At 36.2% G+C, this 26,007-nt stretch carries 33 protein-coding genes and 3 CRISPR repeat arrays; of the genes, 29 read left to right on the top strand and 4 right to left on the bottom strand.

Annotation, left to right across the window (positions count from 1 at the left end):
- Positions 1-97: 97 nt before the first annotated feature.
- The 20 genes from ACFFHK_RS02675 to ACFFHK_RS02580 all read left to right on the top strand — a co-directional run bounded on the left by ACFFHK_RS02675 (position 98) and on the right by ACFFHK_RS02580 (position 14,768).
- Positions 98-331: a hypothetical protein gene (locus ACFFHK_RS02675; RefSeq protein ID WP_382368961.1), complete on the top strand. Its 234-nt coding sequence runs from the start codon at positions 98-100 to the stop codon at positions 329-331.
- 427 nt (positions 332-758) lie between these two features.
- Complete coding sequence (locus ACFFHK_RS02670) at positions 759-1,397, top strand: BRO-N domain-containing protein (protein ID WP_382368889.1); 639 nt, start codon at positions 759-761, stop codon at positions 1,395-1,397.
- 524 nt (positions 1,398-1,921) lie between these two features.
- A complete protein-coding gene (locus tag ACFFHK_RS02665; RefSeq protein ID WP_382368886.1) occupies positions 1,922-2,560 on the top strand; it encodes an antA/AntB antirepressor family protein in 639 nt (212 codons plus the stop codon).
- Positions 2,561-2,651: 91 nt separating this feature from the next.
- On the top strand, positions 2,652-2,930 hold the full coding sequence (locus ACFFHK_RS02660) for a hypothetical protein (protein ID WP_382368883.1): 279 nt from the start codon (positions 2,652-2,654) through the stop codon (positions 2,928-2,930).
- On the top strand, positions 2,927-3,175 hold the full coding sequence (locus tag ACFFHK_RS02655) for a hypothetical protein (RefSeq protein ID WP_382368880.1): 249 nt from the start codon (positions 2,927-2,929) through the stop codon (positions 3,173-3,175). Before ACFFHK_RS02660 ends, ACFFHK_RS02655 begins: the two co-directional genes overlap by 4 nt.
- 16 nt (positions 3,176-3,191) lie before the next feature.
- Positions 3,192-4,127, top strand: a complete 936-nt coding sequence (locus tag ACFFHK_RS02650; protein ID WP_382368877.1) for a recombinase RecT — start codon at positions 3,192-3,194, stop codon at positions 4,125-4,127.
- Positions 4,108-4,749 (top strand): translocation protein TolB precursor, encoded by a 642-nt coding sequence (locus ACFFHK_RS02645; RefSeq protein WP_382368874.1) that lies wholly within the window; start codon positions 4,108-4,110, stop codon positions 4,747-4,749. Before ACFFHK_RS02650 ends, ACFFHK_RS02645 begins: the two co-directional genes overlap by 20 nt.
- 21 nt (positions 4,750-4,770) lie before the next feature.
- The gene (locus tag ACFFHK_RS02640; protein ID WP_382368871.1) at positions 4,771-5,250 is read left to right on the top strand and encodes an HNH endonuclease; all 480 of its coding nucleotides are present in this window, start codon (positions 4,771-4,773) and stop codon (positions 5,248-5,250) included.
- Entirely contained in the window at positions 5,250-5,729 is a 480-nt protein-coding gene (gene ssb / locus ACFFHK_RS02635; protein ID WP_382368868.1) for a single-stranded DNA-binding protein, read from the top strand. The genes ACFFHK_RS02640 and ssb overlap by 1 nt, the downstream gene beginning before the upstream one ends.
- A 7-nt stretch (positions 5,730-5,736) precedes the next feature.
- Positions 5,737-6,201 (top strand): hypothetical protein, encoded by a 465-nt coding sequence (locus tag ACFFHK_RS02630; RefSeq protein WP_382368865.1) that lies wholly within the window; start codon positions 5,737-5,739, stop codon positions 6,199-6,201.
- A 55-nt stretch (positions 6,202-6,256) separates the two neighbouring features.
- Positions 6,257-6,562: a hypothetical protein gene (locus ACFFHK_RS02625; RefSeq protein ID WP_382368862.1), complete on the top strand. Its 306-nt coding sequence runs from the start codon at positions 6,257-6,259 to the stop codon at positions 6,560-6,562.
- Between the two features lie 86 nt (positions 6,563-6,648).
- Entirely contained in the window at positions 6,649-7,551 is a 903-nt protein-coding gene (gene rdgC / locus ACFFHK_RS02620) for a recombination-associated protein RdgC (RefSeq protein WP_382368859.1), read from the top strand.
- Positions 7,552-7,556: 5 nt separating this feature from the next.
- Positions 7,557-8,300 (top strand): HP1-YO09 family phage-derived protein, encoded by a 744-nt coding sequence (locus ACFFHK_RS02615; RefSeq protein WP_382368856.1) that lies wholly within the window; start codon positions 7,557-7,559, stop codon positions 8,298-8,300.
- 67 nt (positions 8,301-8,367) lie between these two features.
- Positions 8,368-8,511 carry a hypothetical protein gene (locus tag ACFFHK_RS02610; RefSeq protein WP_382368853.1) on the top strand — a complete coding sequence of 48 codons (144 nt, stop codon included), beginning with the start codon at positions 8,368-8,370 and terminating at the stop codon, positions 8,509-8,511.
- Between the two features lie 292 nt (positions 8,512-8,803).
- Positions 8,804-9,460, top strand: coding sequence for a DNA methyltransferase (locus ACFFHK_RS02605; RefSeq protein ID WP_382368850.1), 657 nt, complete (start codon positions 8,804-8,806; stop codon positions 9,458-9,460).
- 8 nt (positions 9,461-9,468) lie between these two features.
- The gene (locus ACFFHK_RS02600; RefSeq protein WP_271142408.1) at positions 9,469-9,738 is read left to right on the top strand and encodes a hypothetical protein; all 270 of its coding nucleotides are present in this window, start codon (positions 9,469-9,471) and stop codon (positions 9,736-9,738) included.
- Complete coding sequence (locus tag ACFFHK_RS02595) at positions 9,710-10,741, top strand: tyrosine-type recombinase/integrase (protein ID WP_382368846.1); 1,032 nt, start codon at positions 9,710-9,712, stop codon at positions 10,739-10,741. The genes ACFFHK_RS02600 and ACFFHK_RS02595 overlap by 29 nt, the downstream gene beginning before the upstream one ends.
- Before the next feature lie 91 nt (positions 10,742-10,832).
- Positions 10,833-11,941: direct repeats of the CRISPR family, unit length 28 nt; unit sequence GTTTACTGCCGTATAGGCAGCTTAGAAA.
- 107 nt (positions 11,942-12,048) lie between these two features.
- Positions 12,049-12,408, top strand: a complete 360-nt coding sequence (locus ACFFHK_RS02590; RefSeq protein WP_382368843.1) for a type II toxin-antitoxin system RelE/ParE family toxin — start codon at positions 12,049-12,051, stop codon at positions 12,406-12,408.
- Position 12,409: 1 nt separating this feature from the next.
- Positions 12,410-12,709, top strand: a complete 300-nt coding sequence (locus tag ACFFHK_RS02585) for a helix-turn-helix domain-containing protein (protein WP_382368840.1) — start codon at positions 12,410-12,412, stop codon at positions 12,707-12,709.
- A 291-nt stretch (positions 12,710-13,000) separates the two neighbouring features.
- Positions 13,001-14,349: a CRISPR direct-repeat array (repeat unit 28 nt; unit sequence GTTTACTGCCGTATAGGCAGCTTAGAAA).
- 209 nt (positions 14,350-14,558) lie between these two features.
- Positions 14,559-14,768, top strand: a complete 210-nt coding sequence (locus ACFFHK_RS02580; protein WP_382368837.1) for a contractile injection system sheath initiator — start codon at positions 14,559-14,561, stop codon at positions 14,766-14,768.
- A gap of 1 nt (position 14,769) precedes the next feature.
- Here the strand turns inward: ACFFHK_RS02580 and ACFFHK_RS02575 are convergent, their stop codons facing one another.
- On the bottom strand, positions 14,770-15,036 hold the full coding sequence (locus ACFFHK_RS02575; RefSeq protein WP_382368958.1) for a HigA family addiction module antitoxin: 267 nt from the start codon (positions 15,034-15,036) through the stop codon (positions 14,770-14,772).
- 15 nt (positions 15,037-15,051) lie between these two features.
- Positions 15,052-15,330 (bottom strand): type II toxin-antitoxin system RelE/ParE family toxin, encoded by a 279-nt coding sequence (locus tag ACFFHK_RS02570; RefSeq protein WP_382368834.1) that lies wholly within the window; start codon positions 15,328-15,330, stop codon positions 15,052-15,054.
- An 83-nt stretch (positions 15,331-15,413) separates the two neighbouring features.
- Between ACFFHK_RS02570 and ACFFHK_RS02565 the strand changes: the two genes are divergently transcribed.
- From ACFFHK_RS02565 to cas6f, 5 genes are all read left to right on the top strand, one after another.
- Entirely contained in the window at positions 15,414-15,653 is a 240-nt protein-coding gene (locus ACFFHK_RS02565) for a hypothetical protein (protein WP_382368831.1), read from the top strand.
- A gap of 741 nt (positions 15,654-16,394) precedes the next feature.
- A complete protein-coding gene (gene csy1, locus ACFFHK_RS02560; protein WP_382368828.1) occupies positions 16,395-17,696 on the top strand; it encodes a type I-F CRISPR-associated protein Csy1 in 1,302 nt (433 codons plus the stop codon).
- A gap of 8 nt (positions 17,697-17,704) precedes the next feature.
- Positions 17,705-18,712 carry a type I-F CRISPR-associated protein Csy2 gene (csy2, locus tag ACFFHK_RS02555; RefSeq protein ID WP_382368825.1) on the top strand — a complete coding sequence of 336 codons (1,008 nt, stop codon included), beginning with the start codon at positions 17,705-17,707 and terminating at the stop codon, positions 18,710-18,712.
- Positions 18,709-19,704, top strand: coding sequence for a type I-F CRISPR-associated protein Csy3 (gene csy3 / locus ACFFHK_RS02550; protein WP_382368822.1), 996 nt, complete (start codon positions 18,709-18,711; stop codon positions 19,702-19,704). Before csy2 ends, csy3 begins: the two co-directional genes overlap by 4 nt.
- Before the next feature lie 2 nt (positions 19,705-19,706).
- Complete coding sequence (gene cas6f / locus ACFFHK_RS02545; RefSeq protein ID WP_382368819.1) at positions 19,707-20,276, top strand: type I-F CRISPR-associated endoribonuclease Cas6/Csy4; 570 nt, start codon at positions 19,707-19,709, stop codon at positions 20,274-20,276.
- Positions 20,277-20,416: 140 nt separating this feature from the next.
- Positions 20,417-20,744: direct repeats of the CRISPR family, unit length 28 nt; unit sequence CATTCCTACCGCACAGGTAGCTTAGAAA.
- A 147-nt stretch (positions 20,745-20,891) separates the two neighbouring features.
- On the opposite strand, the gene ACFFHK_RS02540 is transcribed toward cas6f, so the two are convergent.
- Entirely contained in the window at positions 20,892-22,940 is a 2,049-nt protein-coding gene (locus ACFFHK_RS02540) for a TonB-dependent receptor domain-containing protein (RefSeq protein ID WP_382368816.1), read from the bottom strand.
- 335 nt (positions 22,941-23,275) lie between these two features.
- On the opposite strand from ACFFHK_RS02540, the gene exbB reads away from it, so the two are divergent.
- Genes exbB through ACFFHK_RS02525 form a run of 3 tightly spaced genes read left to right on the top strand, consistent with a single transcriptional unit; the run spans position 23,276 to position 24,849 of the window.
- Positions 23,276-23,725, top strand: coding sequence for a TonB-system energizer ExbB (gene exbB, locus ACFFHK_RS02535; protein ID WP_382368813.1), 450 nt, complete (start codon positions 23,276-23,278; stop codon positions 23,723-23,725).
- Between the two features lie 12 nt (positions 23,726-23,737).
- The gene (gene exbD / locus ACFFHK_RS02530; protein WP_382368810.1) at positions 23,738-24,127 is read left to right on the top strand and encodes a TonB system transport protein ExbD; all 390 of its coding nucleotides are present in this window, start codon (positions 23,738-23,740) and stop codon (positions 24,125-24,127) included.
- Entirely contained in the window at positions 24,127-24,849 is a 723-nt protein-coding gene (locus tag ACFFHK_RS02525; protein ID WP_382368807.1) for an energy transducer TonB, read from the top strand. The genes exbD and ACFFHK_RS02525 overlap by 1 nt, the downstream gene beginning before the upstream one ends.
- Before the next feature lie 3 nt (positions 24,850-24,852).
- Here the strand turns inward: ACFFHK_RS02525 and plsY are convergent, their stop codons facing one another.
- A complete protein-coding gene (plsY, locus tag ACFFHK_RS02520) occupies positions 24,853-25,455 on the bottom strand; it encodes a glycerol-3-phosphate 1-O-acyltransferase PlsY (protein ID WP_382368955.1) in 603 nt (200 codons plus the stop codon).
- 95 nt (positions 25,456-25,550) lie between these two features.
- On the opposite strand from plsY, the gene folB reads away from it, so the two are divergent.
- On the top strand, positions 25,551-25,910 hold the full coding sequence (folB, locus tag ACFFHK_RS02515; RefSeq protein WP_382368804.1) for a dihydroneopterin aldolase: 360 nt from the start codon (positions 25,551-25,553) through the stop codon (positions 25,908-25,910).
- The last annotated feature ends 97 nt before the right edge of the window (positions 25,911-26,007 follow it).

Here is a 26,007-nt window from a genome sequence, read left to right as displayed (position 1 = left end):
CGAAACTCTTGGATCGGTACTGCGAACCTTGCCTAGTTCATCACCAGTAATCGCAGTTGCTCGTGGTGAGTTTCACAAACTCAACAAGGTTATAAATATGATCAACTTATTTAAAAGACCGATTGAAAAAGAAACCCTAGACGATTGGGCTAAAATTGCCAATGACATCGCTAAAGTTGCAATTCTCGCTATTCCTGTTATGCTATATGGTAAAGATCCAATTTATATCAAAACATTTAACTCGCTATTACTTCTCATAGGTGCTTATGCGGCATTACAAAGTGGTAGAATAATTCGTAGATACAAACAAAAACAGGAGGAAAACAAATGACATACGGCTTAATTATTTTTGCACTTGTTATGGTTGGAATTGCTGTTATCCTTAACAAAGTCTTAAAAGTTTAAATTTCATAAAGGCGTTCAAACAACGCCTTTTTTATTGACAAACCGCCATACTTCGGATTAAGATAACCGCACTTTCAAAAGAAAGTCGGGATCGCAGTCCTGAATATCCAAGAGCGGTGAAAATGATAGTCGCTCAATGCGGCTTTTTTTATAGCCAAAATCTAGCAAATCAGAGGTACTATTAAATCAATAGTCCCTTTAAGACTTTCAAAGTTGTCAATGATGAGCTAGGTAAGGAGACCGAAAGGTCTGCCGAAACTCTTGGATCGGTACTGCGAACCTTGCCTAGTTCATCACCAGTAATCGCAGTTGCTCGTGGTGAGTTTTTAAAATTTATCCAAGAGAACAAAATTATGACAACTTTAACATTTCAAAACGCTACCCTTTCAGTTATTGATTACCACAACCAAATTTGGTTTACAGGTTTAGAAGTTGGTAAGGCATTAGGTTATAAAAATCCAAATGCAAATATTCCTCAGCTTTATGAAAATCATAAAGACGAATTTACGCCAAATATGACCGCACTTATTGATATGCAAACTAACGGTGGCATACAAAAAGTACGTATTTTCAGCTTGCGTGGTTGCCACTTAATTGGAATGCTTTCACATACCAAAGTTGCTAAAGATTTTAGAAAATGGGTGCTAGATATTCTTGATAGAGAAACGCAACAGCCTCAACAACAAAACTTACCCCTTGCCGAAGCCGAAGCAGACGAAGAAGCAATCCGAATAATCGCTAATCTCTATCACTCGCTTAACGGTGCGTATGAAATGGGTGTAAAAATCCGCAAGGAACAACCACATCTTGCTAAAGAGATAGATAAGTTTATTGGTGGGCATTACCTCTACAACCTTAATATGCCAACTGAAAACGCCTTAGAGAAAGCACGAAAATACGTTCACACAAAAAGCGAACGGATTATGTTTATCAAAGGAATGTTAAGCCTACTTGATGAACAGCCAAGCTCAAAACGACTAGCCAACTTCTAATCCAAATAAACCGCCTTACCTTACGTTTTCGTGAGGCGGTTTCTTGCACCCTAAATTCAGTAAATTGTTCAAATAAGGAGCAACACTTAGAATATCATTTCAAGATATTATGTGCAATTGCCTTATATCTCCGCCCTGAAGGACGGAGTTTTACGGCACGAGTCTGATAAAATGCTATTGACACCACCGCCCATTCGGATTAAGATAATCGTACTTTCAGCAAAATCTGAAAGTCGGGATTGGTCTCCTGAATATCTTTGAGGCGGTGAATGAATGGCTGCCTAAATGGTAGCTTTTTTTATAGCCACAAACTAGCAAATCTACCTTTTTCATAAATTTCTGAAAAAGTCCAAAAAGAACCTTTTACTAAAATTTTAGTAAAAGTCCAATGGTGAGCTAGGTGGAAGTCCGAAAGGACGCCGTAATCCTCAAAGAGCGGTAAGACCAATTCTGCCTAGTTCATCACCAATGATTGGTCTCTGCGGTGATGAGTTTTGAAAACTTATTCTTTGAGGTTAATCAAAATGACAAATTCAAATCTAATTACTGTATTCAACGGTCAAATTGCAAATCAATCTGTTCAACTTTGCAATGCTCGTGATCTACACTCATTTTTAGAAATTACATCTCGTTACAACGATTGGATAAGTAACCGCATCACCGACTACGGCTTTCAACAAAACGAAGACTACATAATCGTTACCGAACGTACTGCTGGCAGACCACGCAAGGAATACCACATTACCCTTGATATGGGGAAAGAACTTGCAATGGTCGAACGTAACGAAAAAGGGCGAATGGTTCGCAAATACTTCATCGAATGCGAACGTAGGTCGTTGCAAAAAATGCAACAACAACCTTTACCCCTTGCCGAAGCCGAAGCAGACGAAGAAGCCATTCGCATTATTGCTAATCTCTATCACTCGCTTAACGGTGCATATGAAATGGGAGTAAAAATCCGCAAGGAATATCCACATATTGGCAAAGATATAGACAAATTTATCGGTGGGCATTATCTCTATAACCTCAATATGCCAACTGAAAACGCCTTAGAACGAGCCAGAAAGTATGTTCAAGCAAAAAGTGAACGCATTATGTTCATCAAAGGAATGCTAAGCCTGCTTGATGAACAGCCAAAACCAAAACGATTAACTAACTTCTAATTTAATCCAAATAAACCGCCTTACCTTACTTTTTCGTGAGGCGGTTTCTTGCACCCTAAATTTACCAAATTGATTAAAAAGGAAACAGAAAATGAAATTCACGCATGAACCTTTATACCTTGTCATCGCAATATTTATCGCCTTTGTTTTGGGTATCAGTTGCCAGCCTGCTCAAGCTGCTACATACGACAAAGATACCGACTATTACGACCATACGTTAAATCTTGAGACCGAATTAAACGAAGAGCAATTAGCTTGGGAAGAATGGGCTAATCAAGAATGGAAGCAAGAATATGGTGAATATCAAAGACCATTATCACCTAAACACGAAGCAGAGATCAGAGAACAATTAGCTAAGGGGTTGAGATGATAGTTAAAACACGGAAAGTACAAGATAGATACTGGGAAATCCTCGAACACCCTAAAGGGTTAGGATTTTACCCTGTTGAGATTATCAAAAAAGGTAAGGTAGTTAATGAATGGTTTGGCGGTAAAAACTATAACTTCGCCACGACAGATTTAGTAAATACCTTTATTAATAACCGTATTAAGCATTTATCCGAACACGATACAAGTATTGTCAAAAAAATAAAAAAATTACGGCAGAAATTATAAATAAGAGAGAAAAATTATGAATCAAAATCAAAACATTACTAAAGCAGTAAAGACTCCACCAGCTCAAATTTTAAGAGATTTTTTTGAAAAACCAGTCGCAAAACAAAAATTACAAGAATTATTAGGGAAAAATGCAGCAACATTTGCAACTAGCGTTCTACAAATTGCTAATAGTAACACTATGCTAATTAACGCAGACCCGAAAAGTATATTTAACGCCGCTTGTATGGCTGCAACGCTTAATCTACCACTACAAAATGGATTAGGTTTTGCTTATATCGTTCCTTACAGAAATAGCAAAGAAAAAACAACAGAAGCTCAATTCCAAATTGGTTACAAAGGATTTATCCAACTAGCTCAACGCAGTGGACAATTTAAACGGCTTGTTGCTGTTCCTGTTTATAAAAAACAATTAGTAAAAAAAGACTTTATCAACGGATTTGAATTTGACTGGGAACAAGAACCAGAAGAAAAGGAAATCCCTATTGGTTACTATGCTTATTTTAGGCTAATTAATGACTTCTCTGCTGAACTTTACATGAGCCACGATGAAGTTAAAAAGCACGCACTAAAATATAGCCAAAGTTATAAGAAAAATTATGGCGTTTGGGTTGATAACTTTGAAGCTATGGCATTAAAAACTGTTTTAAAACTACTCTTATCTAAACAAGCCCCACTTTCCGTAGAAATGCAATCCGCTGTATTAGCCGATCAATCAATTATTAAAGACAGCGACAAAGGAGAGTTCTCTTATCCAGATAATGAAAAAGTTCAAGATGCTGAATATTCAGTCATGACAGTAAGCGGTGAAGTTTTTGAACAATGCAAGCAAAACATTATAAACAAAGAAACCACCTTACAAGATTTATGTGATAACGGATTTGAGTTTTCTCAAGAACAATATGCAGAATTAGAAAAATTGGAGAACCAAAATGTATCAAATGAAAGCTAGATGCTCAATGCTACATAAATTAATGCCAGCAGCAAAAGATAAATCAATTTCTGATACAGCTAAAAGTGCTGTTCGCGAAATAGCTAAATATGACCTCTTTGGTTATCAATCATTTGAGGGAAATAAATATACAGAAAAAGGCAATCTACTTGAAGCTCAAGCAATTAAATTAAGCGGTCTAAAACGTGGGCTCGCTTTAAAAAAGAATGAAGAAAGACGAGAAAATAATTGGATTACTGGTGAATGTGATATTTATGTACCAACCAGAAAATTAATTATAGACACAAAATGCTCGTGGGATATAGGCACACATCCTTTTTTCAAAGATGAAGCAGAAAATAAGGCTAAAAAAGCTGGATATGATATTCAAATGCAAGGTTATATGTGGTTATGGGATTGCGAAGAAGCCCAAATTGATTTCTGCTTATTTCCTACTCCGCCAGAGATGATTTTATCTTGGGAAAATCCAGAAAAATTTATCGATCTTGTTGAGCAAATACCACAAGAGAAAAGAATTACCACAGTTACGATTAAACGTGATGAGGAAATTATAGAAAAAATCATTAATAGAGTTGAAATTGCACAACAGTATTATCAACAACTTATTGATGAAGCTATGTAATGCTATGTATAAGGTGATTCTATGAGAAAAGGAAGTAGAAAAAATTACTCTCTTGATGAGGTAAAACAGAGATTCTTAGCAAAGATAGATGTAAATAAAGATACTGGGTGCTGGGAATGGATAGGTTCTATTCATAATAATGGGTATGGAAGGTTTAATCCTTTTAGAAAAACTATGTATGCCCATAGATTTTCTGCCTTACTTAAATATGGAATTGTCAGAAGCGATCTTGATGTTTGCCATACATGTGATAACAGAAAATGTGTTAATCCAGATCATTTATTTATAGGTACAAGAAAAGAAAATATGATGGATGCCTCCAGAAAAAATAGGACAACAAAAGGGCGGGTATTTAATAACAAACTATCACCAGATAATGTTAATGAAATTAGACTAAAACTAAAATTAGGGGAAAGCATAAAAAAGCTTTCCTTAATTTTTGGTGTGAGCACAAGAACAATAATTGATATTAAAAATTATAAGATTTGGAGAAATGTGTAGTGAGTATCAATAAATGTATTTTTATAGGAAATTTAACTAACACCCCAGAAATCAGGCAATTCCCGAATGGTGATTCGGTGGCAAGTTTTTCTATCGCTTTAAATGAAAAATTTAAAAATAAACAAAGTGAAATTACTGAACATGTTGAATTTATACGCATTGTATTATTCCGCCGTTTAGCAGAAATCGCAGGTCAATATTTACGCAAAGGTTCAAAAGTTTATATTGAAGGCAAAATCCGTACTCGCAAATGGCAAGATCAAAATGGACAAGAACGCTATCTAACAGAAATTCATGCTGATACGTTGCAAATGTTAGATAGTCGCAACGAATCAAGCTCAAACTTACAAGCTAACTCACAAGCTAACTTACAAGCTCAGTCAAATAAACCGAATGCATATGCTCAGGCTAAAGCGAGTGGCATATCAAAAACACCACCACAAACTGAGTTTGATGATGAATCAGACTTACCATTCTAGGAGCTTTATGTTTTGTAAAAGTTGCAATCAAGATAAATCAGATAAAGAATTTTACATATCAGATAAAAATCATTGTAAGGAGTGCATTAAATTAAGAGTAAAACAAAATAGATTAAAAAATATCGATTATTACAGAGAGTTTGATCGAAAAAGAAATAATTTACCGCATAGGATAAAGGCCAGAAAAATATACCAACAAACTGATAATTACAAAAAATCACATAATGCAGCAAATAAAAAATTCAGAGAAAATAATGCTGAAATTTATAATGCTCATTTAATTTTAAATAATGCAATTAGATGTGGAAAAATTCAATCTAAACCTTGCTTGATATGCGGAAAGATAGGTCAAGCTCATCACTTCGATTATTCACTTCCACTTAATGTAATTTGGCTTTGCGATGAGCATCATAAAAATATTCACAAAGTAGAAAATGAAATTAAGCGGCAAATAAAAGAGCTAAACCTTTAACTTTTAAATAAAGTTAATAACAGCCCTCGATTGAGGGCTTTTTTATGGAGCACTTATGAGCAAATTAAATACTTTTTGTTATATACGTTATACCTATAAGCCAACAGAAAAAGAAATATTGAATGATATTAAAAATGAAGAATATTATCAGTATGAAACAAAAGGGAGTTGCTCATCTTTTGTAGCACAAGAGATATTTGATAAGTTATATCCTAATGGCGTGTGGGATATGATTGATGATGAAGATGAAGCGGTATATATAATTCTTTTTGAAGAAAATAAACCTAAAGACTTTGAAGTTGTTAGATGTTATTTAGAGTACAACCCAGCTATCTTATTTGAAGATATAATATTAGATTAGGCGTTTATAATGAAAAAATACTACGAAGTGAAACTAAATCCATTCTTAAGAGATGATTTAATACTTTATTTTATGGAGAATAAATTATGTACTGGTTCAAAAATATTCTGGTTTACCGTTTAACTAAAAAATTAGACTGGTCATTAGAAGATTTACAAAATAATCTTGCTCAACATCAATTCACGCCTTGCAGTTCGAGCGATCTAAGAAAATTTGGTTGGCAAGCCCCATTGAATGAAAGTGAGTTACTGCATTTTAGTGTTGGCGGACAAATTCTTTTAGTTGCACACCGAGAAGAGAAAATTTTACCAAGCAGCGTGGTGAAAGAAGCATTAGACAATCGGGTACAAGAATTAGAAGCAGCACAACAACGCAAACTCAAGAAAACCGAGAAACAAGCGTTAAAAGATGATGTTGTGGCAACATTATTAACCCGTGCCTTTAGTCGTCATCAACGTACTGCATTATGGATTGATAGTGTGAATGACTTAATTTATATCGATGCAGCTTCTAGCAAGCGAGCAGAAGATGTCTTGGCATTATTAAGAAAATCGCTTGGTTCATTGCCTGTTGTCCCTTTTGCTTTTGCAAAAGAATTGGCTCACACGATGACATACTGGTTACTTAATGATGAATTGCCACAATGGCTTACCTGTTTAGAAGATGGCGAATTTAAAGATTTTGATAATGGATCAAGTATTCGCTGTAAAAATCAAGACCTTTACGATAGAGATATTCGAGGTCACTTAACAGCAGGTAAATTAGTAACAAAATTAGCCTTAGATTGGGAAAATCACTTGTCTTTTGTGCTTAATGAAGATGCTTCTTTAAAGCGTATTAAATTTGCCGATGTTATACATGAAAGAAATGACGATATTTTGAAAGAAGATATTGCTCAACGCTTTGATGCTGATTTTGTATTAATGACTGGGGAAATATCAGAATTAATGAAAAAACTTATTGATGAGTTTGGAATAAAAGAGGATTGATAACTATGAAACCATTTAATTTAGAAGAAGCATTAGCTGGTGAACCTGTAGTATTAAGAAATGGTATGAAAGCGTTTATTAAATTTAAACTACCTAAAACTAGCTCTAACATACCATACATAGGGTATTATATTAATAATAACAGTAATTGTGTTGAAATTGCTTGGGATGCGTATGGGATGTGTGAACCTGTTACAAACCATGAAACATTTCTTGATGTTATCGGGATGTGGGAAGAACCAAAACGATTTATTAACGACATTGAAGTACCAGAACCAGTTACTATGGAAACTTGGGAAGATGGCAATCTTTATTATTATGTGAAACTTACTTTTAGCGGTAATACTGATTGTGATGCATTTTACAAAAAAAATGATTTTCACGAAAAGTTAATTAATGATGGTCTAGTTTTTAAAACTAAAGAAGGTGCTAAAGCTATGGCTAAAGCATTACTCAATTATAAAGTGGAGTATAAAAATGATGATAATAACGCCAATGCTAATAATGGCTGGATTGATATAAATGAAAAACTTCCGCCAATAGAAACTGAAATACTAGGTAGATGTATTATTAATGATAAAGAATTAATTATTATCGTATCTAGAGAAGTGGGAGACGGAGAGTATTGGTTTTCCCCAGTCAATTTTTCTGGCGTATGCACTGATGAAACAGTTGAAGTTTCGCACTGGCAACCACTACCAAAACCACCGCAGCCATCACTAGCAAAACCTAGCATGGTTTTATATTGAATACATCATCTTACATCATGTCAACGAAATCAATTTCGCCGACATCATTAAATAATGGTATTAAAAAATGAAAATTGATAACGCAAAAATTCATCAACGAATGACAAAGATAACTAAAGAATTAAAAGAAGACAAGTATGTAAAAAATATGATTATCAGCTATAACGATAATACATTAATCGTTTTCTTTAAAGATGAAGAAGATGAGTAGTTTGAAAATGAGTGAATAAAAAGCCTGATTTTTTTCAGGCTTTTTTATTGGAGGAATATCAAGCAATGTCTAGACACAACACAAAGCAACATCAGTGGCATAGCACTGCAAAACGTGACTATCCGAAGCTAGACGGGTTATATCAAGTGAGAATTATGTTATCAAATGGAAAGTTACACACATTCGAGAATTACTACTCTTTAAAACACGGCTTCACTTTTGATAATACGATGCGAGAACGTGGAGATACGATGAGAATTCTTGAATGGCATGACGGCTGGGAGGATTAAGTATGATCGAATATCACAATGCGGATTGTGTAACGGCATTAAAAAAGTACAAAGATAAATATTTTGATTTAGCTATTGTTGATCCGCCATATTTTGATGGACCTAATAAACGGCAGTTCTATGGCAGAAAAATTAGTCCAATTGGGGTGCAACGTTTTTATACACCGACAGACACCTGGACTGTTCCCACTGCAGATTATTTTGAAGAATTATTCAGAGTTAGCAAACATCAAATAATCTGGGGAGTTAATTATTTTAATTATACATTTGGTCCAGGTCGCATTATCTGGGATAAGGTTAATGGTAAAAATTCTTTCAGCGATTGTGAAATCGCATACTGCAGTTTACACGATAGCGTAAGGCTTTTTCGTTATATGTGGAACGGTATGTTGCAGGGTAAAAGTATTGAGGAAGGTTATGTAGCACAAGGTAACAAAAGACTAAATGAAAAACGCATACATCCAACACAAAAACCCGTGAATTTATATCTATGGCTATTACAAAGATACGCCAAAGCTGGTCAACTTATTCTAGATACGCATGTCGGCAGCGGTAGTAGTTTGATTGCTTGCAAAAAATTAGGCTTTGATGCAGTAGGGTTTGAACTCAATCCACATTACTACGAATTATCAAAAGAACGCATAGACAGTTGTTTATAGAGGGAAGTATGACTGACATTAATCAAGATTTTTATTTTAAAAAAGACTTATTTCAGATGTTCAATGTTTTTCAAAAATCACGGTTAATCAAAGTGCTTAATAAAAATGGAATAAATTTTTTCTTAACATTAGCTGGAGACCCATTTGTACATAAAGATGAATTCAATCGCAAGTCAAAAAAACGGGTTAACGTAGAACCCACTATAGACACAGAATGGACACCTAATATTATTAAAAGAGGTGATCAAAATGGCAAGACCTCGAAAAAACGAGAATAACGGCTTACCACAGCATCTACTTTGCCGTCGGAGAAAGCGAAAAAACGGAAAGTTAGTAAATTACTATTACTACGTTCAAGCGGACGGAAAAGAAATCTCTCTAAAAACTAATGATAAACACATCGCAGTACTCAAAGCTGCAGAATTAAATCTTGATAGATCAACCCAAACCGAAATTACAACATTTATCACTGTCGCTACTCGGTATCTCAATTCACAGCTTGATAATAAAGCAAAATCTACCCAAGACAATTATAGATGGGCAACAAATAGGTTAATGTCATTTTTCGGAGATCCACCGATTCAACTTGAGAAAATACAAGCAAAGCACATCAAAATGTATCTTGAATGGCGAAAAGATACGCCACGAGCCGCCAATTTTGAAGTTGAAATGTTCCATAGAATATGGTCTTTTGCCCGTGAATGGGGCTATACAAATCTAATTTGTCCAACCGATGGTGTAACTAAATACACGCTTGAATCAAGAGATGTATATGTTGAGGACCACATCTATAACAAAATCTATGAACTTGCAGATCAAAATATGCGAGATTTAATGGATATTGCATATTTGACAGGACAAAGACCGATTGATGTCTGCAACATTCATACTAGCCACATATTTGATGGGATATTGCATATCACACAGCAAAAAACAAAAGCTAAAGTGAGAATTAACTTAATCGGACAACTTGCAGAAATTATAACAAGGCGAATGGAAACACACTCAGGTTATTTATTTTTGCATTCACGAGGAGGGAAACTAAGAAGAACAACACTCAGCGAAAGATTCCGTAATTTGCGGAAAGTTGCATTAGAAAAATACCCTGAACTAGCAGATGAGATTACTGAATTTCAATTCAGAGATCTGCGTGCAAAAGCAGGTACTGATACTGCTCTTGCATATACTGATGAATCAGCTCAAAAACAACTCGGTCATAAGTCTGTACGTATGACACAACGTTACATTCGTAAAACACGCACAGTCAATCCAACAAAATAGAGTTTCGGAAAAACGCACTTTTTTTCGGAACTCTATCTTTTCTAACACCCATTCTTTCTTTTTAAATTCAATAACTTAAAAAATCGCTATTTTAGACTGCCATAAAGGCAGCTTAGAAAATCATATTGCGGAACAAACCAAGTTGGTCATCGTTTACTGCCGTATAGGCAGCTTAGAAACCAATGCGTTTCAACATTTCCATTTTTGTCCTGTTTACTGCCGTATAGGCAGCTTAGAAAAGTTGGCAGTGCTTTTCTGTTCTTGGTTGCTAGTTTACTGCCGTATAGGCAGCTTAGAAAACCTTGTTGAAGTGCTTCAATAACAGGCTTTAGTTTACTGCCGTATAGGCAGCTTAGAAAGAAATGGCTTTAATTGCATTTTCGGGCGATAAGTTTACTGCCGTATAGGCAGCTTAGAAAAGCGTGTCATGCCCAATAAAACGCCACTTTTTGTTTACTGCCGTATAGGCAGCTTAGAAAACGCTATCCAACCCAATAACACAAAAAAAGCTGTTTACTGCCGTATAGGCAGCTTAGAAATTGTTGTTTGCCAAACCCTTTGAGATATTCAAGTTTACTGCCGTATAGGCAGCTTAGAAATGTTCAATCATTGACATTGCTTCGGCAAGTTGCGTTTACTGCCGTATAGGCAGCTTAGAAAAGCACGTTGCGTGCTTGCTGTGCTTGATTATAGTTTACTGCCGTATAGGCAGCTTAGAAATGCTCGCCGTGCCAGAGTCAAATCAGGCAAAAGTTTACTGCCGTATAGGCAGCTTAGAAAATAATCGAGTATGTTATTTAGCACGCTGACAAGTTTACTGCCGTATAGGCAGCTTAGAAAGACCACCTTATATTTTCTTTTCATCAACAAAGGTTTACTGCCGTATAGGCAGCTTAGAAAGTTACCGTTTGTGGTGAAAGCAGTGCGTGAGTGTTTACTGCCGTATAGGCAGCTTAGAAAGTCATTCCCGCAGCCGCTCGAACATCTAACCAGTTTACTGCCGTATAGGCAGCTTAGAAACATTGGTGAACGTGTCGATAATATTGATCACAGTTTACTGCCGTATAGGCAGCTTAGAAAAATCCAACAGCTACTGCTGTAATCGCCGTTTTGTTTACTGCCGTATAGGCAGCTTAGAAAAGCCAAAACTGGCGATGAAATCTGAAGAATATGTTTACTGCCGTATAGGTAGCTTAGAAATCAAAAATAACCTTGCTAACTACAGCAGAAAATAAATCTCATAATAATTGACAACTCAAGGTAATAAGTTATAATTTATACATAAGCTATAACTTATAAGGTAAATAATGGTTATAAATCATCAGTGGAATATTCTCTTTACAGACTGTTTTTCAGGTTGGCTTGATCAACAGGATATTCCAACAAAGAAAAGCGTTGCTGCTACACTCAACTTATTGAAAATAAGCGGTCCTGAACTTTCTCGCCCTTATGCAGATACAATTAAAGGTTCGCAATATGCCAATATGAAAGAGTTACGCATTCAACATCAAGGTAAACCTTTAAGAGCTTTTTTTGCCTTTGACCCGTTACGTCAAGCCATCGTACTTTGTGCTGGCGATAAAAGTAACGATAAACGCTTTTATAAACGCATGATTGCCTTAGCAGATGCTGAATTTACCGCTTATTTAGCAAACTTGGAGAAATAAGATGAAAACATTTGAACAATTCTTAGATGAATTTTCCCCAGAAGATCGCCAAGATATAGAAAGAATGACTGATGAGCTATTACTAGAATCAGGGCTTTCTCTTATTCGTCAAGAAATGGAAATTTCACAAAAGCAACTCGCAGACGCGCTAGGTATTTCACAACCTGCTGTTGCGCAAATTGAGCAACGTGGCAATGAATTACGCCTTTCTACTCTCAAGCGTTATGTTGAAACTATGGGCGGAAAACTTAGCCTTGCGATTGATATGCCAATGGGTGAAACCCGTATCTTTAAAATTTAATCTTTGCCTAAAAATGCGGTCAAAACCGACCGCACTTTTACCCAGCATACTCAATATGCCCTAAACCAAACGGAGAGGGCATATTGTGATTTATTTACTAAAATCTACATTAATTCGTAATAATTAGATGTTTTTGTTTCTTGAATATCCTAAATAAGTTTTACCCTTTTTTCTTTATAGAATATAACTTTTTGATTTTTATTATTTTTTATTTTCTTCTAAAAAAAGGGTAATTAACATATTTTTCCTTACAATCCTTGTCTTATCTATGATAAAGTGAGTTTTTATTCTAGTTTACTGCCGTATAGGCAGCTTAGAAATACAAGATATTATGAGAGAGGCTTGTGAGATCGTTTACTGCCGTATAGGCAGCTTAGAAATATATGCCGTTTGAATATGAGGCATCAGCCAAGTTTACTGCCGTATAGGCAGCTTAGAAACTCAAGCTCAGGGGAGTAAACAGGAGACAAGTGTTTACTGCCGTATAGGCAGCTTAGAAATGCAAAACCACCAATAATAGGCCCCGCTATTAGTTTACTGCCGTATAGGCAGCTTAGAAATAGAGAAAAACAGTATGAAACTCTCGAAAATCGTTTACTGCCGTATAGGCAGCTTAGAAACATTAATCACCTCCGTATAAACCACGCCCTGTGTTTACTGCCGTATAGGCAGCTTAGAAACATTCATTTTAAGTTGCACAGTTGATCCAGGTGTTTACTGCCGTATAGGCAGCTTAGAAATGAACATAAGAAAAACGAAGATATATTGAAATGTTTACTGCCGTATAGGCAGCTTAGAAATGTTTGTTACATTGAGTACATCATTACTCGTTGTTTACTGCCGTATAGGCAGCTTAGAAATAACGCTCGGTAAGCAGAAGTAATCTCAAAACGTTTACTGCCGTATAGGCAGCTTAGAAAAAAATTAAGCCGATGACAGCCAATGCTGCACTGTTTACTGCCGTATAGGCAGCTTAGAAAATTCGCCATTCATCTTCATAAATGGACGTGGCGTTTACTGCCGTATAGGCAGCTTAGAAATATCTAAATCCGCTTGAGAAAATGCGGTATTAGTTTACTGCCGTATAGGCAGCTTAGAAATGAGATTTTAAAGAAAGTGGTATCAGAAACCAGTTTACTGCCGTATAGGCAGCTTAGAAATTGAGGACACGAACAAAGACATTAAAGCTGCCGTTTACTGCCGTATAGGCAGCTTAGAAAAATAGTAAAAGCAAGATTATCAATGGCTTCTTGTTTACTGCCGTATAGGCAGCTTAGAAAATCGGATTTTTTTTTAAGTCTGTAATGCTTGCGTTTACTGCCGTATAGGCAGCTTAGAAAAATTTCGCCTTTACATTTTGCGGTTAATGTCAGTTTACTGCCGTATAGGCAGCTTAGAAAATTTTGCGCAAAGCCATCAATATTTTTTGCGAGTTTACTGCCGTATAGGCAGCTTAGAAAATATATCCCAAAGAAAAAAGAGCCACCTATTCGTTTACTGCCGTATAGGCAGCTTAGAAAATTGCCACTAATCAATTTCGCTACTTCCAAAAGTTTACTGCCGTATAGGCAGCTTAGAAATAATGCAATCAGTTCTTTGGCTTTTTTCCCTTGTTTACTGTCGTATAGACAGCTTAGAAATCCACCAATATTTGCTTTTTTCTTAGAATCTCCATTCCTGCCACACTGATAGCTTAGAAAATTACCCCGAATTAGTGCTGCATCTCCCTACTCTCGACAACTATTCAAAAAATCCTTGGAAATCGTCAAAAAGTAGGTGATCGCCAACAACCAGATTATTAAAGACAATGTAGTCAAATTTGCCGAAGGGATAGGAAAGGTCATTTGTTTTGTTGCTCGACTTACCGTGGCTAGAAAAAATGGGGCGAGCGGTAGATATTGCCGATTTAGAGCGACAGGTAAAAAAACAGGTTTTAACCACTGAGGGCGTAAAACAAATTACCGATTACCAATCGCACTTTGATCCCAATACTCGAAAACTCACCATCTCCATTGATTATCTCGACATATACGGACAAGAAAATCGGGGGAGTTATTAGACTAATTGAATAGAGGTTCAATAGCAATATTGAGCCGTTGATTAGCCTGTTGTAAGTCATAATTTACTTGCATTGTTAGCCAAAACTCAGGAGAAGTCTTGAGAAGATGGCTTAAACGCAATGCCATTTCAGGGGATACTGCGGCTTTGGCATTTAGTATGCGAGATAGTGTTACTCGAGTTACGCCAAGTTTTTGTGCAATATCAGTAACACTAAAGCCATCAATATATTCCCTTAATATTTCACCTGGGTGTGCTGGGTTGTACATCATCATAAATCGCTCCTAATGGTAATCTTGGTAATCAACAATTTCAGCGTGACCGTTTTCAAATTTAAAGGTTAAACGCCAGTTGCCATTTACTTTAACTGACCAATGCCCGAGAAGATTACCTTGTAACTGATGAAGCGACCAACTCGGTACATTCATATCGTAAGGGCTTTTAGCAGCATTTAACGCCGTGAGTAACAATCTTAGTTTATTGGCGTGCTTAGCTTGAATGCCTGTTGTTTTTCCCGTTTTAAAAAATAATTCAACACCTTTATGTTTGAACGACAAAATCATTTTTTACCTCACTGTATAGCCACACTATACATTAAAAATCGTAAAGTGTAAAGCATTGCGATACACCATAACAAGGAACTATTATGGCAAAAATCACAGAAAACGGTATCAGCATTGAACGGCTAGATACGATAGTTGCACGGCTTGAGCGTGGTTTTAGAGAAATTTACGGACAAAATATTAATCTTGCCCCTGATAGCCCTGATGGGCAAATGATCGGGATTTTGGCACAAATGAAAATGGATATTGAAGAGCTTTGTGAACTAGTTTACAAACAGCTTGATCAAAGGGTAGCATACGCAGGGCTTATCCGCTTCATCTAACAATTTTTCTCGTTTCATATTACACCTTGTATCAGATGGGGGAACATTCTTTGCCTTTCTTGCTGATTTTAGTTAAGTCCATTAATTAAATATAATTATTTGGTATAACATGATATTTTATTTGTCAAATAAATGAGTTAGATATTTTTTATTTTTTTAACTCGTTACATAAACTATTAACTTCTTTTTCGTTTTTTTCTAGCAAGTCAATTAAATCGTTTACTACACCGAGCGGTATTGGTCTTCTACCTACCTCCCACTGCGGGATTCGCCTTTCATCAACGTTAAGTGAGCGTGCTAAATTTGCACGCCATTGATCGCCATACAACGCTCTACCAACTTTTGCTAACTATACGGCAGTAAACCAAAATTACGGCTTTTCTTCTGTGCCGACAGCTTTCTAAGCTGCTTATACGGCAGTAAACTCTTGTAGTGTGAAAGTGAACCTTGCGGTTCTTTTCTAAGCTGCCTATACGGCAGTAAACTGAGCTTTAGCTCTTGCATCAACTAAACTTACTTTCTAAGCTACCTATACGATAAAGAAGTTGTTCTTTATGAAGAATTCTTCATATTAGAACAAGCTGCTTATACTAATTAAAGAATTAATCACTTTCAATCTCCTTCATCATTACATATAATCCACGATAAATTTTTTAATTTTTAAAAATATTGCTAAAAAGAAAAAAATCTATATAATATGAACAATTAGAACATCATTTCACCAAATTTAAGAGGTTCGCTATGCTCAATAAACTCATTAACAATTATCTAAAATCTTTAGCCAGCAAAAAGATAGAAGATGAACGTAAAAAGTTGGCTAAAGCCACTTCTTCAGAAGAAATTGCTAAGATAGAACAAAAAATCCAAGAAATTGAACAAAAATACTTACCTGAAAATTGGCTTAATGAAGCCGCTAATCGAATGGCAAAACAAATTTCCTTTTCTACTCATTTATCAAAACCACTTCACCCCGATTCTAAAGGAAACAATGTCAATTTTAGACAAACCGTATTACATCAATTTGTTGGTTCTCAACTTGTTTCTGAAAATATTCTCGATGCGAGTGGCAACGCTGCGGCATTACCTTTAGTCGCCTTTCTAAATATAGTGGTTGATGAAAAAGAGAACTTGCTACTACGTGATTTGTTGTTAATGGATTCACCCTTATTAAAAAAGGCTTTTTCCGAAGATGAACAGTTATCGGATTTTTATAAACATCAATTTCAAAAAGCATTACTAAATGAGATTACAGAACCGATAACCTATGAAAAAAATAAACAGTTACTTTGGCCACTTGAACCCGAAAAAATAACCTCTGATCATTACCATTGTATTATCCCTTTATACCCAACTGTTTTAACCCATACTATTTATAATAAAATCCAACACATACGTTTCTCTGATGACACTAAAATTGCACGTGAAAACCGCAAAAAAGATAATGTTGAGCAATACGCTTATCCAACTATCAATGATTTAGCTATCATTAAATTAGGTGGCTCACAACCTCAAAACGTCTCATCACTCAATAGCCAACAGACGGGTAAACATTACTTGCTTCCCTCGTTACCCCCTATTTTTTCAGCATCATACAAATTTACGAATAATACGCTTTTTGACAATGATCTCTATTGGCAGTGTAAGCCATTATTTGACCACCTATTTGATGTTGTATTAGCCGAAAAAAATGTATATACCGAACGGGATAAACGGAAAGATGCCCTTGTAGAAATGATCGATGTGATTTTTAGCATTGCTAAGTTCTATCAACAACGTACACCTGGTTGGAGTAAGGATTATCAATTTATGAATATTAATCAAAAATATTGGTTAGATCCTGAAAGAGGTGAGTTAGAGGGCGAAGAAGCATTTCAACTCGAATATGATAAAGAAAATTGGCACAATGAAGTGGCAAAACAGTTTGCGGGTTGGGTTAATCATCATCTCAAACAACGTTTCAAAAACATTGCATCGGACTTTTCTACTGCTGAATTTAATGAGTGGCGTAAAGTCTTTAAACGCAAATTAAGACAACAACACTAGGAGTTTTTATGTCAGAAGCAAATTTTTATCTCCTGTTTAAACATATTAAAATTCACCAAGCTAATGCGATTTCAAGCCCGTTAACTTACGGCTTCCCTGCTATTAGTGGGTTTGTTGGTGCTATCCATAATTTAAGCCGAAAAATGCAACAGCGTTATCCAGAGGCTTCACTGAATGGAGTATTAATTGCTTGCCATCATTATGAATTGCAAGCCTATCGACCACATCAATATGCAGATTACACCTTTAAACAAACCCGTAATCCCTTGAAAAAGGACGGCAGTAATGCACCAATTATTGAAGAAGGAAAAATTCATTTAGATCTTCATCTTGTTGTAGAAGTCATGACGACAGCAGGTTTTCAAGATACTTTGGCTAACCCTGAAAATGCAGCAGAATTTACCCATTATCTTGCCGAACTATTAGCACACCAACGAATTGCTGGCGGGAGTGTATTAGCGGTTCCTGATGTTGAATTATTTACCCCATCAGCCAGCGATCAACTTTTACGTAGTATCCAGCCTGCATTTGTCTTGATAGAGGCAAACCAGCATTTACGGGCTATTACTAAAGAGCTACAAACTGGCATCAAACATCATATTGCTAATGGTGAAATTACGATGATGAAAGATGAAAACAAGCAACCGCTTTCCTCTTTCTATACGGCAAACCCAAATGCGACTGCATTAGACGCATTGCTTGAAATCGCATGTTTACACCATATTCCAACACAATCCGAGAAAAAGAGCGAATGGAATATTCATAGTGCCAAACAAGAACGTGGTTGGCTGGTGCCAATTCCTATCGGTTACCAAGGGATCTACCCTAAATTTGAGGCGGGTGAACTACAAAACTGCCGCTCCCCACACTATCCAAGTCAATATGTTGAAGTGATTTATAGTTTAGGACAATGGGTATTTCCTTATCATCTCAAAGATCGATTTAGCCAATATTTCTGGCGTTATACCCATACACAAGACAATTTATTTTTATTCACACAAGGAGAAGTACAATGACCAAACTTATTACCGCAACTGTTCTCGCTTTTGAACGTCGTTTAGATATTTCTGATGCAATCTTTTTCCAAAAATCAGCAACATCAGATCAGTTATCCCCTGTAAAAATTACCGAAAAAGCAGTACGAGGCACCATTTCTAATCGCCTTAAAAATGCGATTTCAAATGATCCAACAAAATTAGATGCCGAAATTGATAAACCGAATTTACAAACAGTTGATATTGCTGCTTTAGATCACACCAATGATACATTGGTTGTTCAATGGAGTTGTAAAGTCCTTCCTTTTGCAGGTAAACCTAATGTTTGTAACAACCCAGAATATAAAGAAGCCCTAGAAACCACTATTCAAGGTTATTTAGAAAAAATTGGTACAAAAGAATTAGCGTATCGTTATGCTTATAATATTATCAATGGTCGTTGGTTATGGCGTAATCGAATGGGGGCAGAAGAGATAAACATTTCTGTCAAATTAGGCGACAAAACCCTTGAATTTACTGATGTTAAACAACTTCCGTTGAATAGCTTTACCTATCAAGATGAAAAACTGACAGAACTTGCTGAATATATTGAGCAAGGTTTTCAAGGTAAGCAATTCACCCTGATAAAAGTAAAAGCAGAAGTAAAAGTGGGTGAGGGACAAGAAGTTTATCCATCTCAAGAATTAGTGCTAGATAACTCAAACAATCGAAAAAGTAAGATTCTCTATCAAGTCAAAGGTATTGCAGGATTGCACTCACAAAAAATTGGCAATGCCATTCGTACCATTGATACTTGGTATGATGATAATGCACAATTCCCGATTGCCGTTGAACCTTATGGTGCAGTAACTAATCTAGGACGAGCTTTCCGTCAACCTAAACAAAAAATGGACTTCTATTCGCTATTTGATAATTGGATTCTAAACGGCAAAGAACCACCATTAGAACAACAACACTATGTTATTAGCGTTCTTATTCGTGGTGGGGTTTTCGGTGCAAGCGGTAAGGACTAAATATGAATCAACTAACACATTACATTGAATTAAAAGCCATTCCTCAACTCGAAATGAAACATTCTGATGTAATGGCTTACGCAATGCAAACATTACATCAACTTTTGCCACCTTATGAAGGAAGAATTGGGATTGGCTTTCCTAAATACCAACAAAATCGTGGTTTAGGTTGGATAATTCGCCTATTTGGTTCCCAAATAGATTTAGAATTTATTCATTTTCAATTAGAACCATTACGCAATTACTTTCTTATTCAAGAAATCGTAAAAATTCCCGAGGAAACAACCCCTGTTCGTTTTCAACGTATCCAACATAAGGGAAATAGTGCTTTGAAACGTGCAGAAAAACGTATGAAAGCAAGAGGTGATTTCTCTGATGAAGTTTTAGATAATATGCGTCTAAAACAGCAGCAGGTGAACAGATACCCTCATGTATTTCTAAAAAGTGCCAGCACAAATCAAGCAAAAATGTTGTTAGAAATAAAACGTGTGGTATGTACAGCACACCAGGAGGGAATATTTACTGGTTATGGTTTAAGTAAAGAAGCAACTGCAACCATTCCTGATTTTTAATACTAAAAACCCTTTTTTCCAGAGCAAAATATATATTTTTAAAAATCAATAGGTTATATATACGCTCAGAAAAAAGGGTATTTTAATTTAAATGTTCTTTAATAATTGATATTGCTAGTATTAGTAAGAAGAATACTCTACATTCCTACCGCACAGGTAGCTTAGAAAAATCCCCATCAAATCCCCAACAATAGCCCTATCATTCCTACCGCACAGGTAGCTTAGAAAACATCGTCAATGCCAGTGCCGCTTTTAACACTCATTCCTACCGCACAGGTAGCTTAGAAAAATGAAAGATGCAAAGGGTCGCTGGTATGATGCATTCCTACCGCACAGGTAGCTTAGAAAAACTCATAATCATAAACGGACTGGTTTTATAGCATTCCTACCGCACAGGTAGCTTAGAAACTGCAAGAAATGTAAAATAACTTCCTCTTCTTCATTCCTACCGCACAGGTAGCTTAGAAAACGATCAATTTTTTATTGGTTCTTTACTGCTGTACAAGCAGATATTATGTATTAAAGGAGGTTGTTAAAAAACAATCTCCTTTTTTATATCACCTGTTAATTCGCTAACGAAAATAGGAGAAACAGGGCTGTTAAAATCAGCAAATATTAGAATGTGTAATTTATGCCTACACTTAGGTTTCTACCCACGCCTGGTAAGGTTTGCCCGCGTTGAGTATGTGGATAGTAGAATTTGTTAAAGGCGTTATTAAGCGCAACATTAACATTCATACTATCATCATTAAACGGTTTCCAGTTAAGATAAAAATCATGCACACTGTAGCCTGCACGTTCAACCACGTTGGTATTTGGGTCTTGATTTTCACGTACTAACACTGAACCTTTTACCCCTTTGACTGAACGATTTCTCCAACCAATTTCCACATCTGGCTGTTCAAATCGGTAGGAGAGTGAAGTGGTTAATGTTCTGCCCACTTGTACAGCAAATTCTGGGTTGCTGCTTAAAAGTTTTTCTGGGTGGGTATCGTAAATACGTGGTTTACTTTCAGACAAGCCAACACGTGCGGTAAAGCCGCTTAATGTATAGGCTGCACTTAGTTCATAACCGTGGTTACGGATATACCCAGCATTGACAGTTTCTTTTACAGTTTTTATACCGTGTCTATCTTGTGGATTGGCGATTGCATCGCTAATTTTTTGCCAGAAATAGCTACCGTCAATGGTAATGTTGCCATTTTTATAGTTAAAGCCGATCTCTGTATTTCTCGCGCGTTCTGCAACTGTACCATCGGCAATCGAAATTACCCCTCGTTTGCCATGTGTCATTAAGGCGTCGTATAAACGTGGACTACGAGACGCATAGCTGTGGTTTGCACTAAAACTTAAATTATCGCTGGCTAGCCAAATTACTCCAATACTTGGGTTGAACTGACCTGCAGAGACTGTTTTGCCGTCCATCGCTTTGAGTTTGAAATAATCGTAACGCAAACCTGTGGTAAAAATAAAATCACTGATAGTGGTGATTGCTTCTACATAAGTGCCTATATCAGCTTTCGTTGGCGATGTCAGTGTGTATGTTGGGTTTAAAAAGGCGTGCGGTTTGATTTTTTGATCACGATAATTTACGCCATATTTTACTAAGACATTTTCACCAATCGGGGAGTCAAAATTGATATTTGCACCGCGTGTTTCAATTACTGTGGTGGTTGGTCCTTCAATATTGCCGCAATAACCACAGCCTTTGTCATCAGCAGAATAACGTTTATTTTCCATCATATACGCATTGGCGGTGAGTTCGCTGACAAAACCTAAATTTTTCGCCGTCCATTCTAAATTGGTATTTTGCAAGGTGGTTTCACGGTAAGAAGGGGATTGGCGTGTAAGGCTTAAACGTGCCGCATCGAGAGCAAATTCTTCTCGTACTAAACGTACACCACGGTGTTGATCTTGTAAGTGGCTTAATACAAAACGGTGATTATCGAATGTGGCACCGAGTTTAATTAAGTAACTGCGTTTATCTAAACCGCTATAAGGTACGCTATTCTTACCATTGTGATTGGCGTAACCTTTGCCTGCTTGATAATCGTGATCATTGACACGCGTGTAAGAAAATAATGCGTCAAAGTTACCATACTTACCAAATAATGTTGTTCCATAGGTATAACCATCATTAGTGGAATAACCTGCATTTACTTTAATACCATAATTACGCTTACTGTTTGCTAATAAATCTAAGGCATCAACGGTTTTGGCAATAATTGCGCCATTGGTTGCTCCAATACCCGCACTGGCTGAACCAGCCCCTTTCTGTACAGAAATCGTTTTAAGTAAAGATGGATCAATAATAAATCGTCCTTGATGATATAAGATCTGGCTGTCTGAATAAGCATTATCTATTTTTATATCGACAGAGTTTTGCCCCATTCCACGAATGGTTAAAAACTGAGAAGTCCCATTTCCACCACCGAAATCAATGGAAGGTTCTTTAGAAAGTAGCGTTCTCATATCCGTTGCTGTACTTTCTTTCATTTCAGCAGCAGTAACAATATTGGTTTCAACTTTTTTACCTTGATGTTCAGAAACAACAATTTCATCTAATGTTTGTGAGTTGTTGTTAGCAAAAACAACATTAGTACCCCCCCCCAATACACTTAATATTGCAAGGCTGGCGTAGGTAAGTGTAAATCTTTTAGGCATATCCATTTTCCTTAACATAATGATTGTACAAATAAAAAGTTTGTTTTTTTGCAATAATTTGCATAAATAAATTTATCATCAAACTCATAAAAAGCAAATAATATTTATTATCATTTTTATTTTATGAATTTTATTAATTATGGCTATTATTTGTGCAATACGATCTAAATATAAATAAATATAAGAATAATTCTCAAAAACATCTTGCAATAGTATTCTTTTTAAGAATAATACGCATTACTAATGAAAGAATAAGTCATGCAATAATATTTATTCTTGTAAGTATCAGGTTGTAGCGCCACGATCACGTTTTATCATATTTTTAAGGAATGAAAATGGATAGTGTATTTCACTTTTTAGAGCAGTATATCGATTACATTATTTTAGGCTTGTTGACATTGATGAGTTTTATAATGGTTTGGCTGGTAATTGAACGTATGTTCTTTTTGCATCGCATTGATATTAAAAAGTATCAAAATCGCCACGATCTCGAAATTGATTTAACTCGTCATTTGACCATTATTTCTTCGATTGGTGCCAATGCACCGTATGTTGGATTGCTTGGTACTGTGATTGGTATTTTATTAACGTTTTATCAATTAGGGCAATCGGGTGGTGATATTGACGCTAGTGCGATTATGTTACATCTATCATTAGCATTAAAAGCAACCGCAGTGGGCATTTTAGTCGCTATTCCAGCAATGATGTTTTACAACGGTCTAGGACGAAAAGTTGAAGTAAAACGCTTGCAATGGAAGTCTTGGCAAGAAAATCAACAAGCATAGGCAGCCGTAACAATGAAAAAATTTGATGAAATTAATATTATTCCTTTCATTGATATTATGTTAGTGCTGTTGGCGATTGTATTAATTACCGCTTCCTTTATTTCACAAGGTAAGATTCCAGTGAATGTGCCTAAAGCAAGTAGCACTGTGGCATTTAAATCTGATGAGTTGGCAAAGTTATTGACGGTAACCAAAGAGGGTAAACTTTATTTTAATGATAAACCGATTGAAAAATCAGCATTGGAGCAAGAGATTGCCTCTTGGGATAAAACCCAAAAGGTAACATTAAAAGTTGATTCTGAAGCAACTTTCCAAGAGTTTGTTACGATTACTGATTTATTAGGTAAAAATGAGATCAAAAATGTGGCGATTGTTACGGTAAAAGATAAGGGAGAGAAGTAATGAATGTTCATTACACAAAACCTGCATTTTTCCTAACAATTTTTATTTATGGTGTGTTATTTACTAGTATTGTTTGGTCATTGGGACATGAGCGTGAGCAAAGTGCAAATAGTATAAGCGGCGAACTTTCGCCAACTATTTCGATGGAGTTATTAACGGCAAATATCCTCTCAGAGGAGAAAGTGGAGCCTGAAGTCGTAAAAGAAACGCCGCAGCCTGAAGTAGCAAAAATTGAACCTAAAACGGAGATTATTCCTGATCCAACAGTAAAAAAAGTGATTGAACCTGTCAAAAAGAAAAGAGAAGAACCGAAGCCCGTTGAGCGAAAGCAAGAGCGGAAGAAAAAACATCAGCAACCATCACCACAAATCCAATCCAAAGCACAAGGGGCGCCAATCACCGCTCATCAGCAAAATTTGCAAGGGGCAGGAACGAGCCGTGATGAGTTAGCAGCTTATCGTTCGGCATTACGCAAAGAAATTGAGCGCCATAAACGGTATTCGCAACGTGCAAAAATGTTGCGTCGCCAAGGAACTGTCGTAGTGGAATTTATTTTAATGAATGATGGTACAATCCAGAATGTGCGACTACATCGCTCATCAGGCTACGATGAATTAGATCAGTCTGCATTAGCAGCTGTATCACGAGCGAAAAGTGTTGGTGCTCGACCAGCAGGTTTATCTGCAGAACAAAAAGTGCCAATTAGATTTACGTTACAGTAATAGCTATTTCTTCTTTTTTAACTTATCCCACATTTTGTCTTCTTGTCCACGCCATAAACGTTGAATGTTGTCGTGATGACGATAGATAAGGAGACAACAAACTAATGCGGTTGGAAAGGTAAATTCAGGGCGAAACCACCAGACGTAAAAAGGAATGGTTAACGCAGCAATAACAGCACTTAACGACGAGTAGCCAGTCAATAAAAAGACAAATAACCAAATACCTAGCATAAAACCAGCAACTGACCAGCCAATAGGGGCGATTGCACCAAAAGCAGTGGCTACCCCTTTGCCACCACGAAATTGGTAGTAGATCGGGAAGATATGTCCTAAACAAGCGCCTAATGCTACCATGCCTAATTCAAATTGAGTTAAGTGTAAATAGTAGCCAAGCCAAACAGGTAGCATACCTTTTAAAATATCAAAAATAAGGACTAACAACGCGGGGAGGCGACCACCGATGCGTAATACATTGGTTGCCCCTGGGTTGTGTGAGCCATTCTCACGCGGATCAGGAAGATGAAATAGTTTACAGAGAATGATTGCACTAGAAATTGAACCAATTAGATAGGCAAGTAACATATAACAAATAGCAAATAGACTCATTTCATTTTCCTTTTGACGCATTTTAGCTTCCGCTTATTGTAGCAAAATTGATAATATACGCACCTGAATTTCTTTTTGGGTAAGGAAAAAATGTGATGGCAAAAGAGTATATTTTTATTGAGGAGCTCGTTGTATTCACGCAAATTGGGGTTTATGACTGGGAACAAAAGATAAAACAAAAATTGATCTTTGATATTGAAATGGCATGGGATAGTGAGCAAGCTGCAAAAACAGATAATGTCCAATTTTGTTTAAATTATGCTGAAGTGAGTGAATTTATCTTAGATTATGTTGAAAAACGGGCATTTTTACTGATTGAGCGTGTTGCTTATGAAGTGATAGAACAATTACATCAACACTTTCAGATTAAGCATATCCGTTTGAAATTGCGTAAACCTGATGCGGTCGCACAGGCAAAATCGGTGGGTATTGTTGTAGAGAAAGATTTTAGTTAAAGACTAAAGGGGAAGATTTTAATTCTTATTTAATCTAATTTTGAGAACAAATATTTATAAGTGTTAATGGGGTCCCTTGTGCCTTGCCCGAGTGGAG

It is taken from the genome of Gallibacterium trehalosifermentans (genome assembly GCF_042433055.1).
In the GTDB taxonomy this organism is placed as follows: domain Bacteria; phylum Pseudomonadota; class Gammaproteobacteria; order Enterobacterales; family Pasteurellaceae; genus Gallibacterium; species Gallibacterium trehalosifermentans.
Note: the sequence above shows the minus strand (reverse complement) of the source record. Positions and strands in the feature narration are given on the sequence as shown.

What these genes read in the sequence shown, in the direction of transcription:
- ACFFHK_RS02675 (WP_382368961.1), top strand. Translation starts at nt 98, where the DNA reads ATGATCAACTTATTTAAAAGACCGATTGAAAAAGAAACCCTAGACGAT.
- ACFFHK_RS02670 (WP_382368889.1), top strand. Translation starts at nt 759, where the DNA reads ATGACAACTTTAACATTTCAAAACGCTACCCTTTCAGTTATTGATTAC.
- ACFFHK_RS02665 (WP_382368886.1), top strand. Translation starts at nt 1,922, where the DNA reads ATGACAAATTCAAATCTAATTACTGTATTCAACGGTCAAATTGCAAAT.
- ACFFHK_RS02660 (WP_382368883.1), top strand. Translation starts at nt 2,652, where the DNA reads ATGAAATTCACGCATGAACCTTTATACCTTGTCATCGCAATATTTATC.
- ACFFHK_RS02655 (WP_382368880.1), top strand. Translation starts at nt 2,927, where the DNA reads ATGATAGTTAAAACACGGAAAGTACAAGATAGATACTGGGAAATCCTC.
- ACFFHK_RS02650 (WP_382368877.1), top strand. Translation starts at nt 3,192, where the DNA reads ATGAATCAAAATCAAAACATTACTAAAGCAGTAAAGACTCCACCAGCT.
- ACFFHK_RS02645 (WP_382368874.1), top strand. Translation starts at nt 4,108, where the DNA reads ATGTATCAAATGAAAGCTAGATGCTCAATGCTACATAAATTAATGCCA.
- ACFFHK_RS02640 (WP_382368871.1), top strand. Translation starts at nt 4,771, where the DNA reads ATGAGAAAAGGAAGTAGAAAAAATTACTCTCTTGATGAGGTAAAACAG.
- ACFFHK_RS02630 (WP_382368865.1), top strand. Translation starts at nt 5,737, where the DNA reads ATGTTTTGTAAAAGTTGCAATCAAGATAAATCAGATAAAGAATTTTAC.
- ACFFHK_RS02625 (WP_382368862.1), top strand. Translation starts at nt 6,257, where the DNA reads ATGAGCAAATTAAATACTTTTTGTTATATACGTTATACCTATAAGCCA.
- rdgC (WP_382368859.1), top strand. Translation starts at nt 6,649, where the DNA reads ATGTACTGGTTCAAAAATATTCTGGTTTACCGTTTAACTAAAAAATTA.
- ACFFHK_RS02615 (WP_382368856.1), top strand. Translation starts at nt 7,557, where the DNA reads ATGAAACCATTTAATTTAGAAGAAGCATTAGCTGGTGAACCTGTAGTA.
- ACFFHK_RS02610 (WP_382368853.1), top strand. Translation starts at nt 8,368, where the DNA reads ATGAAAATTGATAACGCAAAAATTCATCAACGAATGACAAAGATAACT.
- ACFFHK_RS02605 (WP_382368850.1), top strand. Translation starts at nt 8,804, where the DNA reads ATGATCGAATATCACAATGCGGATTGTGTAACGGCATTAAAAAAGTAC.
- ACFFHK_RS02600 (WP_271142408.1), top strand. Translation starts at nt 9,469, where the DNA reads ATGACTGACATTAATCAAGATTTTTATTTTAAAAAAGACTTATTTCAG.
- ACFFHK_RS02595 (WP_382368846.1), top strand. Translation starts at nt 9,710, where the DNA reads ATGGCAAGACCTCGAAAAAACGAGAATAACGGCTTACCACAGCATCTA.
- ACFFHK_RS02590 (WP_382368843.1), top strand. Translation starts at nt 12,049, where the DNA reads ATGGTTATAAATCATCAGTGGAATATTCTCTTTACAGACTGTTTTTCA.
- ACFFHK_RS02585 (WP_382368840.1), top strand. Translation starts at nt 12,410, where the DNA reads ATGAAAACATTTGAACAATTCTTAGATGAATTTTCCCCAGAAGATCGC.
- ACFFHK_RS02575 (WP_382368958.1), bottom strand. Translation starts at nt 15,036, where the DNA reads ATGTACAACCCAGCACACCCAGGTGAAATATTAAGGGAATATATTGAT.
- ACFFHK_RS02570 (WP_382368834.1), bottom strand. Translation starts at nt 15,330, where the DNA reads ATGATTTTGTCGTTCAAACATAAAGGTGTTGAATTATTTTTTAAAACG.
- ACFFHK_RS02565 (WP_382368831.1), top strand. Translation starts at nt 15,414, where the DNA reads ATGGCAAAAATCACAGAAAACGGTATCAGCATTGAACGGCTAGATACG.
- csy1 (WP_382368828.1), top strand. Translation starts at nt 16,395, where the DNA reads ATGCTCAATAAACTCATTAACAATTATCTAAAATCTTTAGCCAGCAAA.
- csy2 (WP_382368825.1), top strand. Translation starts at nt 17,705, where the DNA reads ATGTCAGAAGCAAATTTTTATCTCCTGTTTAAACATATTAAAATTCAC.
- csy3 (WP_382368822.1), top strand. Translation starts at nt 18,709, where the DNA reads ATGACCAAACTTATTACCGCAACTGTTCTCGCTTTTGAACGTCGTTTA.
- cas6f (WP_382368819.1), top strand. Translation starts at nt 19,707, where the DNA reads ATGAATCAACTAACACATTACATTGAATTAAAAGCCATTCCTCAACTC.
- ACFFHK_RS02540 (WP_382368816.1), bottom strand. Translation starts at nt 22,940, where the DNA reads ATGCCTAAAAGATTTACACTTACCTACGCCAGCCTTGCAATATTAAGT.
- exbB (WP_382368813.1), top strand. Translation starts at nt 23,276, where the DNA reads ATGGATAGTGTATTTCACTTTTTAGAGCAGTATATCGATTACATTATT.
- exbD (WP_382368810.1), top strand. Translation starts at nt 23,738, where the DNA reads ATGAAAAAATTTGATGAAATTAATATTATTCCTTTCATTGATATTATG.
- ACFFHK_RS02525 (WP_382368807.1), top strand. Translation starts at nt 24,127, where the DNA reads ATGAATGTTCATTACACAAAACCTGCATTTTTCCTAACAATTTTTATT.
- plsY (WP_382368955.1), bottom strand. Translation starts at nt 25,455, where the DNA reads ATGAGTCTATTTGCTATTTGTTATATGTTACTTGCCTATCTAATTGGT.
- folB (WP_382368804.1), top strand. Translation starts at nt 25,551, where the DNA reads ATGGCAAAAGAGTATATTTTTATTGAGGAGCTCGTTGTATTCACGCAA.